The 16171-nt window shown below is 64.3% G+C and carries 17 protein-coding genes and 1 pseudogene; 15 read left to right on the top strand and 3 right to left on the bottom strand.

All coding sequences use genetic code 11. The annotated features are described in order from the left end of the window. Positions 1-16 precede the first annotated feature (16 nt). A complete protein-coding gene (locus ADBZ9O_RS08440; protein WP_526530189.1) occupies positions 17-1192 on the top strand; it encodes an alkane 1-monooxygenase in 1176 nt (391 codons plus the stop codon). On the opposite strand, the gene cobF is transcribed toward ADBZ9O_RS08440, so the two are convergent. Continuing rightward, positions 1189-1929 (bottom strand): precorrin-6A synthase (deacetylating), encoded by a 741-nt coding sequence (gene cobF, locus ADBZ9O_RS08435; protein WP_526530187.1) that lies wholly within the window; start codon positions 1927-1929, stop codon positions 1189-1191. The genes ADBZ9O_RS08440 and cobF overlap by 4 nt on opposite strands. Before the next feature lie 121 nt (positions 1930-2050). Between cobF and ADBZ9O_RS08430 the strand changes: the two genes are divergently transcribed. The 4 genes and pseudogenes from ADBZ9O_RS08430 (at position 2051) to ADBZ9O_RS08415 (ending at position 4683) form a co-directional block, all read left to right on the top strand. Then, the gene (locus tag ADBZ9O_RS08430) at positions 2051-2956 is read left to right on the top strand and encodes a diiron oxygenase (protein ID WP_526530185.1); all 906 of its coding nucleotides are present in this window, start codon (positions 2051-2053) and stop codon (positions 2954-2956) included. After that, positions 2905-3237, top strand: a pseudogene (locus ADBZ9O_RS08425) (DUF4873 domain-containing protein); the annotation flags it as partial. The gene ADBZ9O_RS08430 and the pseudogene ADBZ9O_RS08425, both read left to right, overlap by 52 nt. 57 nt (positions 3238-3294) lie before the next feature. After that, positions 3295-3765, top strand: coding sequence for a DUF2231 domain-containing protein (locus ADBZ9O_RS08420; protein WP_526530183.1), 471 nt, complete (start codon positions 3295-3297; stop codon positions 3763-3765). Between the two features lie 51 nt (positions 3766-3816). Beyond that, on the top strand, positions 3817-4683 hold the full coding sequence (locus ADBZ9O_RS08415; protein WP_526530181.1) for an LLM class flavin-dependent oxidoreductase: 867 nt from the start codon (positions 3817-3819) through the stop codon (positions 4681-4683). 14 nt (positions 4684-4697) lie between these two features. On the opposite strand, the gene ADBZ9O_RS08410 is transcribed toward ADBZ9O_RS08415, so the two are convergent. Then, a complete protein-coding gene (locus ADBZ9O_RS08410; protein WP_526532967.1) occupies positions 4698-5486 on the bottom strand; it encodes an enoyl-CoA hydratase/isomerase family protein in 789 nt (262 codons plus the stop codon). Between the two features lie 122 nt (positions 5487-5608). On the opposite strand from ADBZ9O_RS08410, the gene ADBZ9O_RS08405 reads away from it, so the two are divergent. The 10 genes from ADBZ9O_RS08405 (at position 5609) to ADBZ9O_RS08360 (ending at position 13728) form a co-directional block, all read left to right on the top strand. Beyond that, positions 5609-7483 (top strand): propionyl-CoA synthetase, encoded by a 1875-nt coding sequence (locus ADBZ9O_RS08405; RefSeq protein ID WP_526530179.1) that lies wholly within the window; start codon positions 5609-5611, stop codon positions 7481-7483. A gap of 236 nt (positions 7484-7719) precedes the next feature. Then, positions 7720-9144: a sugar porter family MFS transporter gene (locus tag ADBZ9O_RS08400; RefSeq protein WP_526530177.1), complete on the top strand. Its 1425-nt coding sequence runs from the start codon at positions 7720-7722 to the stop codon at positions 9142-9144. A gap of 222 nt (positions 9145-9366) precedes the next feature. Further along, on the top strand, positions 9367-9498 hold the full coding sequence (locus ADBZ9O_RS08395; RefSeq protein ID WP_526530175.1) for a hypothetical protein: 132 nt from the start codon (positions 9367-9369) through the stop codon (positions 9496-9498). Further along, entirely contained in the window at positions 9488-10348 is an 861-nt protein-coding gene (locus tag ADBZ9O_RS08390) for a helix-turn-helix domain-containing protein (protein ID WP_526530173.1), read from the top strand. Before ADBZ9O_RS08395 ends, ADBZ9O_RS08390 begins: the two co-directional genes overlap by 11 nt. Positions 10349-10387: 39 nt before the next feature. Further along, positions 10388-10516 (top strand): hypothetical protein, encoded by a 129-nt coding sequence (locus ADBZ9O_RS08385; protein ID WP_526530171.1) that lies wholly within the window; start codon positions 10388-10390, stop codon positions 10514-10516. Positions 10517-10543: 27 nt separating this feature from the next. After that, on the top strand, positions 10544-10939 hold the full coding sequence (locus ADBZ9O_RS08380) for a VOC family protein (protein ID WP_526530169.1): 396 nt from the start codon (positions 10544-10546) through the stop codon (positions 10937-10939). A 10-nt stretch (positions 10940-10949) separates the two neighbouring features. After that, the gene (locus tag ADBZ9O_RS08375) at positions 10950-11240 is read left to right on the top strand and encodes a hypothetical protein (protein WP_526530167.1); all 291 of its coding nucleotides are present in this window, start codon (positions 10950-10952) and stop codon (positions 11238-11240) included. A 17-nt stretch (positions 11241-11257) separates the two neighbouring features. Beyond that, the gene (locus ADBZ9O_RS08370; protein ID WP_526530165.1) at positions 11258-11902 is read left to right on the top strand and encodes a VOC family protein; all 645 of its coding nucleotides are present in this window, start codon (positions 11258-11260) and stop codon (positions 11900-11902) included. Further along, entirely contained in the window at positions 11899-12369 is a 471-nt protein-coding gene (rnhA, locus tag ADBZ9O_RS08365) for a ribonuclease HI (protein ID WP_526530163.1), read from the top strand. Before ADBZ9O_RS08370 ends, rnhA begins: the two co-directional genes overlap by 4 nt. A gap of 87 nt (positions 12370-12456) precedes the next feature. After that, on the top strand, positions 12457-13728 hold the full coding sequence (locus tag ADBZ9O_RS08360) for an HNH endonuclease signature motif containing protein (protein WP_526530161.1): 1272 nt from the start codon (positions 12457-12459) through the stop codon (positions 13726-13728). Positions 13729-13889: 161 nt separating this feature from the next. Here the strand turns inward: ADBZ9O_RS08360 and ADBZ9O_RS08355 are convergent, their stop codons facing one another. Beyond that, positions 13890-16157 (bottom strand): ATP-dependent DNA ligase, encoded by a 2268-nt coding sequence (locus tag ADBZ9O_RS08355; RefSeq protein WP_526530159.1) that lies wholly within the window; start codon positions 16155-16157, stop codon positions 13890-13892. Between the last annotated feature and the right edge of the window lie 14 nt (positions 16158-16171).

Below are 16171 nucleotides of genomic sequence, written 5' to 3'. Positions count from 1 at the left end.
AGGTAAACATTGTAAGATGGCACCCACAGCGCCGGTTGACGAAGTTGTGCGGACGGCGCCCAGCCGCAACGCGGGCCGCCAGCCCCGTTGGCGCGACCCCAAGCGGTACCTGTGGCTACTCGGGTCGATCGTCCCCGGCCTCGTCGGGCTGGCCTGGCTCACGGTCTACCTCTGCGGTATCGACTCGTTCTGGTGGTGCGGGCCGCTGTTGGCATTCGGAATGATTCCGCTGCTCGATCACATCGTCGGATCGGACTCCGACAGCCCGCCGGACAGTGCGTTGGCCTGGCTGGAGGACGACCCGTTCTACCGTTGGGTGACGTACCTGTATCTCCCGGGCCAGTATCTGTCGCTGACCATGGCCTGTTGGCTGTGGGCCGGCGGAGGTTGGCTGACAATGACATTCGTCGATCGCCTCGGACTCATGCTGACCGTCGGGACCATCGGCGGCGTCGCGATCAACGCCGCACATGAGCTTGGCCACCGCCGATCCTCACTCGAACAGCGGCTGTCGAAAATCGCGCTGGCGCAGTCCTGTTACGGACATTTCTTCGTCGAGCACAATCGGGGGCATCATCTGCGGGTCGCCACCCCCGAGGATGCCGCCAGCTCACGCCTCGGCGAGAGCCTGTACAGCTTCATCCCGCGCTCGGTGGCGGGCGGTCTGCAGTCGGCCTGGCAGATCGAGAGTCGACGACTGTCGCGTAAGGGGAAGTCCCGCTGGAGCTTGCGCAATGACGTTCTCAACGCGTGGCTACTGAGCCTCGGACTGTTCGCCGTGCTGGTGACGTGGTTCGGCATCGTCGTGCTGCCGTGGCTGATCGGTCAGGCCATCTTTGGATTCTGCCTGCTGGAGACGGTGAATTACCTTGAGCATTACGGACTTCGGCGCCAGAAGGGGCCCGACGGACGCTACGAACGGGTGGGGCCTGCGCACAGCTGGAACAGCAACACCGTGGTCGCGAACGTCTTCCTGTTCCACCTGCAGCGCCACTCCGACCATCACGCTCATCCGGGGCGGCGCTTTCAGTCACTGCGCCCCGCCGACGAAGCTCCTCAGCTCCCCGCTGGGTACGCCACGATGATGCTGCTGGCCCTCTGCCCGCCGTTGTGGCGCCGGGTGATGGATCACCGGGTGCTAGATCACTACGGCGGGGATATCACCCTCGCCGGGCGGCGTCCGCAGCGCTAGCCCGCGGAGCGGAGCAGGTAGGTGTCCATTATCCAGCCATGCCGGGCGCGAGCGTCGGCACGCAATGACACGATCCTCGTCCCCACCTCCCCGACGGTGCCCGAAACCAGGATCTCATCGGGTGTACCCAGGTAAGCACCCCACCAGATCCTGGTCGAGGCCGGGCAGCCCAGGAACGAACATTCCGCGTCGAGCATCACCACCGCCGTACCGGACAGGCCGTCGGCGCGCAGCTGCCTGCCGGTGGTGATCAGAACGGGTTCGCCGATATCGTTGAGCGTGATGCGGTGCCGGGCGGTCAGCGCCTGGATGGCGGTGATCCCGGGGATGACGTCATAGTCGATCGCCACATGCTGCGCCACCAAATCCAGGATGCGCAGCGTGCTGTCGTACAGCGACGGGTCACCCCAGGCCAGGAACGCTCCGACACCATCGGGGCCCAGTTCGGTTTCGATGGCGCGGGCCCAGAGACGCGCCCTGGCCTCATGCCAATCCGCGACGATCTGGGTGTACTCACCGTCCTTGGCGCGCTTGGGATCTGGAAGTTCGACGAATCGGTACCCGGGTTCGTCGATGAACGTCTCGCAGATCTCTCGACGCAGGGCAATGAGATCACCTGTGGCCTCACCTTTGTCCATCGCGAAGAACACCTGCGTATCGTTCAGCGCCGCGACGGCCTGCGCGGTGACGTAGCCGGGGTCGCCCGCCCCGATACCGATGACGTGGATCAGACGCATGCCGCAACGGTAGCCGCGCTCTGCGCGAGAGGAAAAGTATCCGGTACCCGGGGTATTGACATCTTGCCCCGGCGCTCCTTACCGTCAAGTCAGAAACCTTTTGGGAAGGGACTGCCTAGCCATGACTTCCTCGGTGAAACCTGCTGCGGGTCCGACCCGCGAGGAATTCTCGGAGCGCCTGCTCAAAGGTTCGGTGAAGAAATCCTATGAGCCCGTGGTCGATATCGACTGGGACGCACCACTGGATCCGGACAAGTTCTTTCTGCCGCCGAAGGTCGTATCCATCTACGGCACGCCGATGTGGGAGCAGATGTCGCGCGAGCAGCGCATCGAACTGTCCCGGCAAGAGTTGGTGAACACGCTCTCGGCGGGGATCTGGTTTGAGAACATCCTCAACCAGGCGCTCCTGCGCGACATGCTCCACAAGGATCCGACTGCAAAAGAAACGCACTACGCGCTGACCGAACTCGGCGACGAGACCCGGCACATGGTGATGTTCGGTAAGGCGATCGAGCGGGTGGGCGCCAAGCCGATGCAGCCGCGGCGCTATCAGCGATGGATCATCAACATGTTGCCGCTGACGTTCCGCGGTTCGGTGCTGTGGGTGGCGGCGTTGATCGGTGAGGAAATCTTCGATTCGCTGCAACGGCAGATGATGGACGATCCCGAGTTACAGCCGATAGTGCAGCGGCTCATGCGAATTCACGTCACCGAAGAAGCCCGACACATCCAGTTCGCCCGTGATGGGGCACGTAAGCGCGTCGCCGAGATGCCCCGGTTGAACCGCTTCGTGGTAGCCAACATCAACGGTGTGGGCGGAATGTTCTTCCAGCATCTGTTCAGCAATCCGGCTCAGTACCGACGCGCCGGACTCAATGGCGAGTTGGCACGTCAGTTGGCGCGCAACAGCGCGCACCGCCATGAGGTCCAGGTGGCCGGTTTCGCGCCGTTGGCCGCGTTCCTGACGGAGTTGGGCCTGCTAGGCCCCATCGCCCGCCGCGTCTGGAAGCGCGCCAAGTTTCTGTGAGTTCAAGCGTGTACGACGGCACCGCGGTGCTGACGCTGGGCGGTGAGCGGCGTGACGTGCGGGTCCGCCTGACCGGACACCTCGACCCGATCGACGGCCGCTACCACTGGCAGGGAACAGTTTTCGATACCCTGCCCGCTGACGCCCTCCGGCGCACGACGGCAGTCACCTTGGCGATCGATGGTCATGCCGCACCGGCCCGCATCACCGAGCTGACACCGTGGGGCACGCATTCGATTGCCGGCGTCGGCGCGCCGCCGTACCGCCTCGACGCGATTTGAACCGTAGCGTGTTCTACAGCGTTCACATCAGGTGTCCGCCCACCAGAGGAGCCTGTGTTGTCCTTGATCAACGGCTTGCCCGCCCACGTCCTGCTCGTTCACCTCATCGTTGTGCTCGCGCCGCTGACCGCGGTATTGGCGATCCTCTGCGCTGTCTGGCCTGCGGCCCGGCGGCGCCTGGTATGGCTGGTCCTGGCCTTGGCACTGATCACCATGATCACGACGCCGTTGACGACCGAGGCCGGGGAATGGCTCGAACACAAGGTCGGCGAGTCGCCTGCGGTGGAGGCGCACGCCGAATTGGGCGACACCATGCTGTATTTCGCGATCGCACTTCTGATCGCCGCCGCGCTGCTGACGTTTTTGCACCTGCGTGAATCCCGCGGGTCGGTGAACACCGTTGTCGCAGTGGTGATCGCTGCCGTCGTCGTGCTTGCCAGCGTGGCCACCACCGTGCAGGTGTATCGCATCGGGGATTCGGGTGCGCGCGCGTCCTGGGGGGATCTGGTGTCGTCGAGCGGTCAGTGACGGTTGACGCATTCGCACCACCAGAACTAGAACGTGTTCTAGTATCGCGCCATGCGGTTCACCTTTGCGGAAGCCATGACCGACCCGACGTTCTACATTCCGTTGGCCAAGGCCGCCGAGGCGGCCGGGTATCACGCGATGACGATCCCCGACAGCATCGCCTATCCCTTCGAATCCGATTCGAAGTATCCGTACACCCCCGACGGTAACCGCGAGTTTCTCGACGGTAAGTCGTTCATCGAATCGTTCGTCCTGATGGGCGCTTTGGGCGCGGTGACCTCGACCCTGCATTTCAACCTGTTCGTCCTCAAACTACCGATCCGGCCACCGGCCCTGGTCGCCAAACAGGCGGGTTCGCTGACATCGCTGATCGGCAACCGGCTCGGTCTTGGCGTCGGTACCAGCCCATGGCCAGAGGATTACGAGGTGATGGGCGTACCGTTCGCTCGGCGGGGCAAGCGGATGGATGAGTGCATCGCCATTATCCGCGGCCTGACCAGCGGCGACTACTTCGAATTCCACGGCGAGTTCTACGACATCCCGAAGACCAAGATGACACCCGCGCCGAGCGAGCCCATCCCGATCCTGATCGGCGGACACGCCGATGTCGCGCTACGCCGGGCCGCCCGCAACGACGGTTGGATGCATGGCGGTGGCGATCCCGAAGAGCTGGATCGACTTCTGGTCAAGCTCAAGCAATTCCGCGAAGAAGAAGGCCGCACGGGTCCGTTTCAAATTCACGTCATCTCGATAGACGGATTCACTCTCGACGGCATCAAACGACTGGAAGACAAGGGCGTCACCGATGTGATCGTCGGTTTCCGCGTTCCCTACATCATGGGACCCGATACCGAACCGCTGGACGCCAAGATCCGCAATCTGGAGATGTTCGCCGAGCACGTGATCGCCAAGGCGTAATTGCCCGCAGGGGCCTACAGCTCGTCCCACACCGGCGACCGCTTCTGCATATGTGCCATCGCGGCCTCCTTGGGATTGTTGGTGAACGTGCTCAGGACCTGAGTACGGTTTTCGATTTCCTTGGCGTGGCGCAGGCCCGGCGCGTCCAGCGCGGCATTCAGACCGGTTTTGGTCTGCCACACCCCGTACTCGTTGTTACGGGCAATCTCGCGTGCCTTGGCCAGGGCGGTGTCCATCAGATCGGTCTGTGGCACCAGTGCGTTGGCCAGACCGATGCGGTAGGCCTCGGCGGCGTCGATGATCCGCCCGGTCAGCATCAGCTCGCGCGCCACCCCCGCTCCGACGATCCTCGGGAGTAGGTAACTGGTGCCCATATCCATCGACGAGAAGCCGGCCTTGATGAACACCGATCCGAAACGTGCGTTCTCCGAGACGATTCGGATATCGCAGTGCAGCGCATAGGCCAGTCCGCCCCCGACCGCGACGCCGTTGACGGCGGCGATGACGGGGATCGGCAGCTCGTAGAGCCTGGTCATCTGGTCAGCCAGCCGCACTTGCGCGTTATAGGTGTTTTTGAGTGCTGATTTCGCCGGCGCGGACCATGGCTCGCCACCGGACAGGTCCGCGCCTGCGCAAAAGCCACGGCCCGCCCCGGTCAGAATCGCGACTCGGCACCCACCCGAACTGATCTCGTCCATGACCGCGTCGAGCTCATTGATGAGCGTGCCGTCGATCGCATTGAGCTTCTCGGGGCGGTTGAGGGTGATACACGCGATACCGTCTTCGACCGTCGCCAGGTCCACAGCAGCCATGTGGGCACACTAGCCCGCCCTAGGTGTGGCTCCGGCGGCCCATGTCCTCGCCGTTTGACGAGTTTCCGTCGACTCTGGCGACATCGGCCCGTACCAGGGGATACGGTGCCCGCATGAGCGGATACCGTGAACTCTTCGACTCCAGCATCTCCGATCCGATCGGGTTCTGGGCGAAGGCTGCAGAAGCGGTCTCCTGGACCCGCGAACCGCAGCGGATACTCGACGACACCAACCCGCCCTTCTACCGCTGGTTTCCCGACGCGGAGCTCAACACCTGTGTCAACGCACTAGACCGTCATGTCGCCGATGGCCGCGGTGAGCAGGCGGCACTGATCTACGACTCCCCCGTCACCGGGACGAAGCGCACCTACACCTACGCCGAATTATTGGACGAAACAGCACGTTTCGCCGGAGTCCTGCAGGGCCTCGGCGTGAGTAAGGGTGACCGGGTGGTGGTCTATCTGCCGATGATCCCCGAAGCGTTGATCACGATGCTGGCCTGTGCGCGGCTTGGTGCGGTGCACTCGGTGGTCTTCGGTGGGTTCGCCCCGCATGAACTCGCCGTCCGAATCGACGACGCCCGTCCCGCGGTGGTCGTCACTGCGTCCTGCGGCATTGAGCCGTCGCGGACCGTCGAATACAAACCGATGGTGGATGCCGCGATCCAGCTGGCCGAGCACCCGCCGCAGCATTGCGTCGTGGTGCAGCGCGACCACCACCGGTGCGAGATGATCGACGGCCGCGACTTGGACTGGCATGAGCTGATGGCGACTGCCGAGCCCGCCGCCGCCGTGCCGGTGGCAGCGACAGATCCGCTGTATGTGCTCTACACCTCGGGCACCACCGGTAAGCCCAAGGGCATCATTCGCGATAACGGCGGACATGCAACGGCGTTGTTGTGGACCATGCGCCACGTGTACGGCATGTCGCCGGGTGAGGTGTTCTGGGCCGCCTCCGACGTGGGCTGGGTGGTCGGCCACTCCTACATCGTGTACGCGCCGCTGCTCCTCGGCGGCACCTCCGTGCTCTATGAGGGCAAGCCGGTCGGCACGCCGGATCCCGGAGCGTTCTGGCGGGTGGTCAGCGAGCACGGCGTGAATGTGCTTTTCACCGCGCCGACCGCGATCCGCGCCATCCGCAAGGAGGACCCGGACGGGGCCTATATTCCCAAGTACGATCTATCGGCACTGCGCTATTTGTTCGTCGCCGGCGAGCGTCTGGACCCCGACACCTATCACTGGGCGACCGAGAAGCTCGGCATCCCCGTCATCGACCACTGGTGGCAGACCGAGACCGGCTGGGCGATCGCCGCCAACCCCATTGGCGTGGAGCGACTTCCACTCAAAGCCGGTTCGCCCACCGTGCCCATGCCCGGGTACGACGTGCGCATCTTGCACGCCGACGGGGAAGACTGCAAGGCTGGTGAAGAAGGCGCGATCTGCATCCGGTTGCCGTTGCCGCCGGGAACCCTGCCCACCTTGTGGGGTGACGATGACCGGTATGTGCGGTCGTATCTGACGGAGCATCCTGGCTACTACCTGACCGGCGACGGCGGGTACATCGACGAGGACGGCTATCTGTTCGTGATGGGCCGCATCGATGATGTCATCAACGTTGCGGGACACCGGTTGTCGACCGGATCGATCGAGGCGGTGCTGGCGACCCATCCAGCGGTCGCCGAGTGCGCGGTGATCGGTATCGACGACGAGATCAAAGGCCAGGTCCCCCACGGCCTGGTGGTGCTGAAGGCGGGGGCATCCGGCGAAGGTCTGCCCGCCAGTCTCGTGAAAGCCGTGCGTGACGAGATCGGTGCGGTGGCATCGTTCAAACTCGTCGACGTCGTGCCCGCGCTGCCCAAGACCCGCTCCGGCAAGATCCTGCGCAAGACGATGCGCGGAATCGCCGCAGGTAAGGATGAACCCATCCCCTCGACCATCGAGGACCCGAGTGTCCTTGATGCGTTGCGTCCAATCCTGCGGCCGCAGTAAGAGTTTCGGCATCACGGATCGTCCTCGCCCGGCTCCTGCGGATGGCGTAGTCGGGTTGACCTGGGGTGGGCCGGTAAGTTCGGTCCGGCACAGCCCCGATCGCGGGCTAGATATAGGGGCCGGCTGGAGGATAACGACCGAAAGTCGGTCATAGTTGCCTGCCGCGACCACGTTTGACTGCGCGCAGGCCGGGTAACTGTGTGACGCCCCACACATCTGACCAGGAGCGTCCCCGGATGAGTTCCACCGACACCGACCCCAAGCATCCTGATGACTCGCGGGCGAAAGCGCCCGGCCAATTGACCGGTGCGGTCGTCATCGTCGCCTTGGTCTCGGCGGTGTCCGGGATGCTCTACGGCTACGACACGGGCATCATCTCGGGCGCGCTGTTGCAGATCACGAAGGATTTCGGTCTAGCAGAATCGTGGAAGCAGGTAATCGCGGCGAGCATTCTGCTCGGCGCGGTCATCGGTGCGCTGGTGTGTAGCTATCTCTCGCAGAAGCGTGGTCGCAAGGGCACGCTCGTGATGCTCGCCATCGTGTTCGTCGTCGGCGCGCTCTGGTGCGCCCTGTCCCCGAATCCGGTCATGCTGTCGCTTGGCAGGCTAGTCCTCGGCTTCGCGGTCGGCGGGGCGACCCAGACCGCGCCCATGTACGTCGCGGAGTTGGCGCCGCCGAAATATCGCGGGCGGCTCGTGTTGTGCTTCCAGATCGCCATCGGCGTCGGCATCGTGATCGCCACCATCGTTGGCGCCTCGGAGGCGATTCCGTGGCGCTGGTCGATCGGCGCCGCAGCCGTGCCCGCCGCCATCATGCTCGCGCTACTTCTGCGATTGCCGGAAAGCCCACGCTGGCTCCTCAAGGACGACGACCGCGATAAGGCCCGCGAGGTCTTGGACCGGGTCCGCCCGTCCGGCTACGACGTGGACGGTGAGCTGGACGAAATGGCTGAACTGGTCCACAAGGAGCAGTCCGCGAAGACCCGCGGATGGCCTGGCCTGCGGGCGACGTGGGTCCGGCCGGCGCTCATACTCGGTTGCGGCATAGCGATTTTCACGCAGCTCAGCGGTATCGAGATGATCATCTACTATTCGCCGACCATCCTGACTGACAACGGGTTCTCTGAATCCGTCGCGCTGCAGGTGTCGGTGGCGCTCGGGGTGAGCTACCTGGTCGCTCAACTCGTCGGGCTGGCCATCATCGACAAGGTCGGCCGACGGCGACTCACGCTGATCATGATTCCTGGTGCAGCCCTTAGTCTTTTCGTCCTGGGCACGCTGTTCGTCACCGGTAACAGCGGCAAAGAATCGGTGCCGTTCATCATCGCCTGCCTCGTCGTGTTCATGCTTTTCAACGCGGGCGGGTTGCAACTTATGGGGTGGCTGACCGGTTCCGAAACCTACCCGCTGGCCGTGCGGCCCGCCGGCACCGCCTCGCAGTCCGCGGCGCTGTGGGGAACCAACCTGTTCATCACGCTCACACTGCTCACGTTGATCAGCGGGATCGGGGTGGGTCCGGCGATGTGGCTCTACGGACTCTTCAACGTCGCGGCGTGGATCTTCGTCTACTTCAGAATGCCCGATCTCACCGGACGCAGCCTGGAGGAGATCGAAGGCAAGCTCAGTGACGGAAAGTTCCGCCCTGCGGACTTCGCGCGCTGAACGTTGCCCACACCCACACCCACACCACGAGCGTTCTTTATCATGTTGTGGCGCAACATCGCTCGCCGATCAGGGCCAGCGAACGCCCGAGCCGACGCAGCCGGAAGAGCGAACCTCCCTAGGTGTGCTGCACCCAGTTTCGGATGACTTCTGTAACCGCAACGGTTACAGTGAACCGACTTCCGCCGATGAGCCCCCACGGAGTTCGGGATGGGTGCAGAAATGAGCGCGAACAGCAGGATGACCCTGTCCGTTCATGTGCTGACGTGGATCGCTTCCGACCTCCGGGGCACCGACGACGGGGTTGGTACCTCACACCGGATCACGACCGGCGAACTCGCCGATGCCGAGTAGTCCATCTCGGCCAGAACCCAGTCAGCTCGGGCACTTCCTGCGCGCTCAACGCGCGCGGGTGACACCGCAGGAAGCGGGGCTTACCGCGGTCTCGGGTAGACGCGTCGTCGGCCTGAGGCGCGAAGAGGTCGCCGTCCTGTCCGGCGTCAGCGCCGACTACTACGCCCGCTTGGAGCAGGGCCGCGAGCGAACCCCGTCCGCGCAGGTCGTCGATGCGATCTGTCACGCACTGCGGCTCACATCGGATGCCCGGGCGCACGCCTTCCGCCTCGCGAAACTCTCACCCGGTTCCGCACCAGCCGGTGAAACAGTTAGCCCGGAATTGCTCCAAACGATGGACGCGTTCACAAACGCCATCGCATACGTCACCAATCCCGCACTCCGTGTTCTTGTCGCCAACCCCGCGGCCAACGCGTTCATGGCTCCGCTTCTACGGCAAGAGGAAAGCGTGATTGCTGCGATCTTCCTGGACCCTTGCGCTCAGGAGTTCTACGTCAATTGGGAGGAAGTTTCCAAGGCCGCGGTCAGCGCACTCCGACTGGCTGAGGGCTTCGTCCCGGCGCATCCGGAGGTCACGGACCTGATGGAACGTCTCTACCGCGACAGTCCGGCGTTCCGCGGCCTGTGGGATGACCAGACCGTGGAAGGCCTCACCGCAACACGGACGACGATCCGCCATCCCGACGTCGGCCTGCTGCAGATTACCCACCAGGTCTTTGACGTACGCAGCGCCCCGGGCCAGCAGCTGACAGTGGCTACCGCCGCCCCCGGATCGGCCAGTGCGGATGCGTTGGTCTTGCTGGGGTCCCTGACTTCTGCCCCCATTAGAGGGTGGGTGCAGCACTCCTAGGAAGGCTCGCCCTTCCCCGGGTTCGGAATCCTCAGTTGAGTGGGTTCCATGAAGTTCGCCATCAATTGCGCTTTCACTGACCGCTCCGCCGTAATCGAGCTCTGGGACGGCGAGGTGCGGCGACTGGTCGACGACCTGGAAGCTTTGGAGTTCGATCACGTGACATGACAGACCCACTGAGAAGGCGAGACCGACATGCTTGATCACATCTTCATCACCGTGCGCGACATCGACCGGTCGATCGATTTCTACACCGCGGCGTTGACGCCGCTCGGCATCACGATTCGGGTTGACTACGACGGAACTGACGGTCCCCCAGGGCATCCGGACCTGAAGGGCTTCGGAGCCGGAGGCCGCATCTTCTTTTGGCTGCGGGCAGGAGCTGCCGACAGCCGCGCCGTTCATGTCGGCTTCGTCGCCAACAGCAAGGCCGAGGTGGATGCCGCCTACGCCGCGGCGATAACCGCCGGCGCGACGGATAACATCCCGCCATCGGTGCGGGAGTACTACGACCCGCGCTACTACGCGGCCAGCGTCTTCGATCCGGACGGCTACAGCCTCGAATTCACCTACAAGAGCTGGCAGCACTGACCATGCCGGCTTGATGATCTGCGGCGCGATCGGCTACACCGGCCGGATGGCGGCTCAGCACGCAGCCGCAGCCGGGGTCATGATTGGCTGCCTGGCTAGCCATGCCGCACAACGGGTCTCGAACGTACGACGGATACGCGTTGCCCTGTACGTCGCCGGTACCATGTCTCGGGGTTCAGCGATCAGTGCAAGCGAGAACCTGACCGCTGAGTGCCTCGAGCGGGTCAACGGCTACACGTTCACGCCTCTCGCGGCTGCCGAGGCAGACACCTGCATCGGCGACCTCGACGCGACGTCCTAGCCAGTACTCTCTCCGCCATGACCCTCACCGTCGACCAGCTCGACGTCGCTGATCCTTCGGACGCCTGGGCGGGCGCGGGGTTCCATGTCGACGACGACGACGACACCTGCCGGATCGGCGGTGTCGGTATCCGGTTGGTCGGGCGGGGCCGGGGCAGCGGCATCGTCGGCTGGTCGCTGAGTGGTCTGCCCGGTGGCACGGTCCATGACATCGACGGTATTCCGACAACAGCCAGCTCCGCCCACGGCACCGCAGCCCCGGCTACCCATCCGAACGGCGTCACCGCGATCGACCATGTCGTGCTGCTCTCCCCCGATCTGACCCGCACGCTCACCGCGCTGGCAGCCGTCGACCTGGAGCCACGCCGGGTACGCGACGCCGAACTCAGCGGACGCCCGATCCGTCAGGTCTTCTTCCGGTTGGGTGAGGTGATCGTCGAGGTGGTCGGCTCGCCGGAAACGAGTAGCGACGGCCCGTCAACCCTCTGGGGAATCACCTACGTCGTCGCGGATATCGACGCGACAGTGGCGTTCTTCGGAGACCGCACGCTGCCTGTCAAGGACGCCGTGCAGCCAGGCCGCCGGATTACCACGCTCAAGCAGCAGGAGTTCGGAATGTCGGTTCGGTCGGCGTTCATCAGTGCGCCTATTCTCGGCGCATGACCGGGCTCGTTAACCAGGAAGTCGTCGTCATCCACACCGACGGCGGGTGCCGGCCCAACCCCGGTCCCGGCGGGTGGGGGGCAGTGCTGCGGATGCGTGAGCATGTCCGCGAGATGTTCGGTGGCGAGCCCGGCGAGACCAGTAACAACCGGATGGAGTTGACCGCGCCGATCATGGCGCTGGAGGCATTGACCAGGCCGGTGGTCGTGCATCTGCACACCGACAGCACCTACGTCCGCAACGGCATCACCAAGTGGGTCCTCGGCTGGGAACGCAACGGCTGGATGACGTCGGCGAAGCAACCGGTGAAAAACGTGGACCTCTGGAAGCGACTCCAGCTGGCCTGCGCTCAACACCAAGTCGAGTGGTTCTGGGTGAAGGGACACTCGGGCGTCGCCGATAACGAACTCGCTGACGTACTGGCCACCCGGGGTATGGAAGAAGCGATCGCCTCCGTAGCGCGATAAGCCATCTCGAACTCGCACTCTCCGCGCTTCGCTGCACCACTCGAGCACAGCCCGAAAAATGTCGGACCTCTTTGCCATGATGGTGTCATGTCTTCGACCGCAACATCTTTGGTGACTGAGCTCAGTCCCAAGGAGCGGCTGGAGGTGTTGTTCGAACAGCTCGCGGAGCTGAGCGGTCAGCGCAATGCCATTGACGGGCGCATCGTGGAGATCGTCGCCGAAATCGACCACGACGGATTATGGGGTAACACCGGGGCGCGATCGGTGCAGGGGTTGGTGGCGTGGAAGCTGGGCCTGTCATCGGCCAATGCCGGCGCGATCGCCACCATCGCCCACCGGTTGCCGCAGTTCCCGCGGTGCGCGGCCGGGATGCGCGAGGGCCGATTCTCCCTCGATCAGGTCGGGGTCATCGCCCAGAAGGCTGCCGACGGCTCCGATGAGCACTACGCACAGTTGGCGCAGAGCGCCACCGTCAGCCAACTGCGCACCGCCGTCACACTCGAACCCCCACCGCAGCCAGAACCCACACCCGAGCCGGAGGTGGAGGCGGAGTTGCGCCCGGAACCGCCACGGTCGATCACCACAACCTCCGACGAGCAGTCCGCCACGTGGCACATCACCCTGCCGCATGACGAAGCAGCGGTGTTCGACGCCGCGCTGCAGTCCCATCAGGACAGGGTGGTCGCCGAGTGGAAACGCGACCACGCCGACACCGTGTCCGAGCACACCCCACCATTCCCCAACGCCGTGGACGGGTTCATGAGTCTGATCCAGGCCGGGTGGGACACCGACGTCGCAGCCCGACCGCACGGGCAGCGCACCACCGTCGTCGCGCACGTTGACGTCGAAGCACGCATCGCCTCACTACATTTGGGGCCGTTGCTGTCCGACGACGACCGCCGCTACCTACTGTGCGATGCGACGTGCGAAGTATGGTTCGAACGTGCCGGCCAGGTGATCGGATCCGGGCGGGAGACCCGGACCATCAGCCGCCGACTACGTCGCGCCCTGGAACACCGCGACCACTGCTGCGTGGTGCCCGGCTGCGGGGCCACCCGCGGTCTGCACGCACACCACATCATCCACTGGGAAGACGGCGGCCCCACCGACCTGGCCAACCTGGTGTTGGTCTGCCCGTTTCATCACCGGCAGCACCACCGAGGCGCCATCACCATCACCGGTCCCGCCGACCGCCTCACCGTCACCGACAGCGACGGGCGCACCCTCGAGCCCGGCTCCCTGGCCCGACCCCCCACCACACCCCCACCCGACGTCCCACCATGCCCCGGACCTACCGGAGAACGCGCCCAATGGTGGTGGTACACACCCTTCCAACCACAGCAGGCGACCACCAACTGAGGTCGGCTCCTCCAACAGGCGATATTCGAAGCTTGCAGTATTCGTCCGGGGCGTCAGGGGCACCGGACCCGGTCCACGGCATCTTCCGCCGAGTCGTATGACACCGATCGCGAGCGGGCACTGTGGGATTGGATGGAACAGACGAGCACTTCCGACCATCTCTAGGATTCCCGCACCACCTCGTCGGGCGATTTATCCGGCCGCAACCCGCGCCAGCTCGGCTGACGCAACCGGCCGTCGGATGTCCACTCGCTGAAGCGTGCCTCGCCGACCAGTTCGGGCCGCACATAGGTCACCCCTCGGGAGTCCAACGCGGAAAGCCGGGCCGCAAAAGGTGATTCGTCCGTCTCCAGTGGCGCGAGCAGCCCCTTGAGCTTGGTCAGTTCTTTCTCACTGAAGCCGGTGCCGACCCGGCCGACAAAGTCCAGACCGTCCGGACCGGGGATGCCCATCATCAGCGCGCCGATTCCGCTGGACCGGCCACCTTCGCCTTTGCGCCACCCCCCGATCACGAACTCTTGGGTATTCCAGTTTTTGTCCTTGATCCACGCCGCCGATCGCCGGCCCGGCTGATAGGTGGAGTCCCACTTCTTGGCGACCACCCCTTCCCAGCGCCGAGAACGTGAGTACTCAAGCGCCTCGGCACCGCTGCCAGGCAGCTGCGCAGGAACAATGAGACTCGTTCCCTCGGCCAGCGTTTCGAGCAGTCGCCGACGGTCTCGGTACTTCACCTTCGTCAGCGACCTGCCGTCGATCGACAACAGATCGAATGCCCAGAACTCGACGCGGGTGGATCGCACCCGGTTTTGCATCTCCCCGAAGCTCGGCACGCCTGAGTCGTTCAACGCCACCATCTCACCGTCGAGCAGCACGTGATGGTTCGCCAGATCCGCGGCCACCGATTCCAATTGGGGGTACTCACCGGTGACGTCACGACCGCTGCGGGTGTGCAGAGTGACCCGGCCGTGGTCGGCATCGAAGATCACCCGGTAGCCGTCCCACTTACCTTCGAATGCCCATTGCGCCGCAGTCAGTTTCGCCACCGACCCGTGCGTGGCCAGCATCGGTGCCAGATCAGCGGGGGTGGGCTCCGGCTGCTCTTTGGTGCGGTGCGCCAACCAGTTCTTACCGTCGGTTTGGATCAGCGCATAGCGGCCAGAGATCTTTTCGCCGTGCAGCGTGACGATGACCTCCCCCTTCTGCCCCTTCTGCGGTGGGTCCCGGAACTTCTCCGCCTCGTAGGTACCGGCGTCCCAGATGATTACCTTCCCGCCGCCGTACTCACCCCGCGGGATATCGCCTTCGAAGGTGCCGTATTCCAGCGGATGGTCCTCGGTGTGCACGGCCAGGTGGTTGACCGACGGGGTGTCCGGCAGGTTCTTCGGTATTGCCCATGACACCAGCACACCATCGCGTTCCAACCGAAAGTCGTAGTGCAGTCGCCGGGCGTGGTGTTCTTGGATGACGAACGTATTATCTTGACCGACAGCGGGTTTGGATCTCGGCACCGGCTCCGGCGTTTTCGAGGAGTCGCGCATGCTGCGGTAGGTGCTCAACTTATCCGATTGGCTCGCCACCGGAATCACCTCATCGAGCCCGGCCAACAGGTCACCGTCGCGGGCCACCCGCTCCAGCACTTCGCCGAAGCGCAGATGCCGCAGATCGGGATCTGCGATCTCCTCCCAGGTGCGCGGCGCTGCGACAGTCGGCTCGTCGCGGCCGCGCATCGAATACGGCGCGATCGTCGTCTTCGCCGCACTGTTTTGGCTCCAGTCGAGGAAGACCTTTCCGGTGCGCAGACTTTTGGTCATCGTCGCGGTGACCTGTTTCGGCATCGTCTTTTCCAGTTGCACCGCGATCCGCTTGGCCAATACGGACGCCCCCCGGGAACTCACCGGCTCGGCCAGCGGAACGTAGAGGTGCAGGCCCTTGCTGCCACTGGTCAACGGGTACGTGGTCAGACCGATATCGGCGATGATGTCGCGTACCTCGTGCGCGACCTCGCAGAGTTGACGGAAGGTGACGTCGTCGCCGGGATCCAAGTCGAACACGATGCGAGTCGCCGGGCCGGGCTCTGAGTTGACGAACCGCCACTGCGGTACGTGCACCTCAAGAGATGCCTGCTGGGCAATCCAGGCCAACCCCTCAGCCGTGTCGATGATCGGGTAGGTCGTGGTGCCCGATTTATGCGTGACGGAACCGCGGTGTAACCACTCCGGCGCCGACGAGGCCAGTTGCTTTTCGAAGAATTCCGGCTGCCCGACACCGTTCGGCCAGCGTTTGCGGGTGACCGGTCGACCGGCGATATGCGGCAGCATGGCATGGGCGATCGCGACGTAATAGTCGAAGACCTCCGCCTTCGTGGTGCCCGTGGCGGGGTAGAGCACCTTGTCGGCATTGGTCAGCCGAATCCGATCGAAGCGCTCCATGGGTTCACATATAC

Source organism: Mycobacterium sp., from assembly GCF_965229105.1.
Lineage (GTDB): Bacteria > Actinomycetota > Actinomycetes > Mycobacteriales > Mycobacteriaceae > Mycobacterium.
The sequence above is the reverse complement of the archived record's forward strand: the minus strand, read 5'-3'. Positions and strand labels throughout refer to the sequence as shown.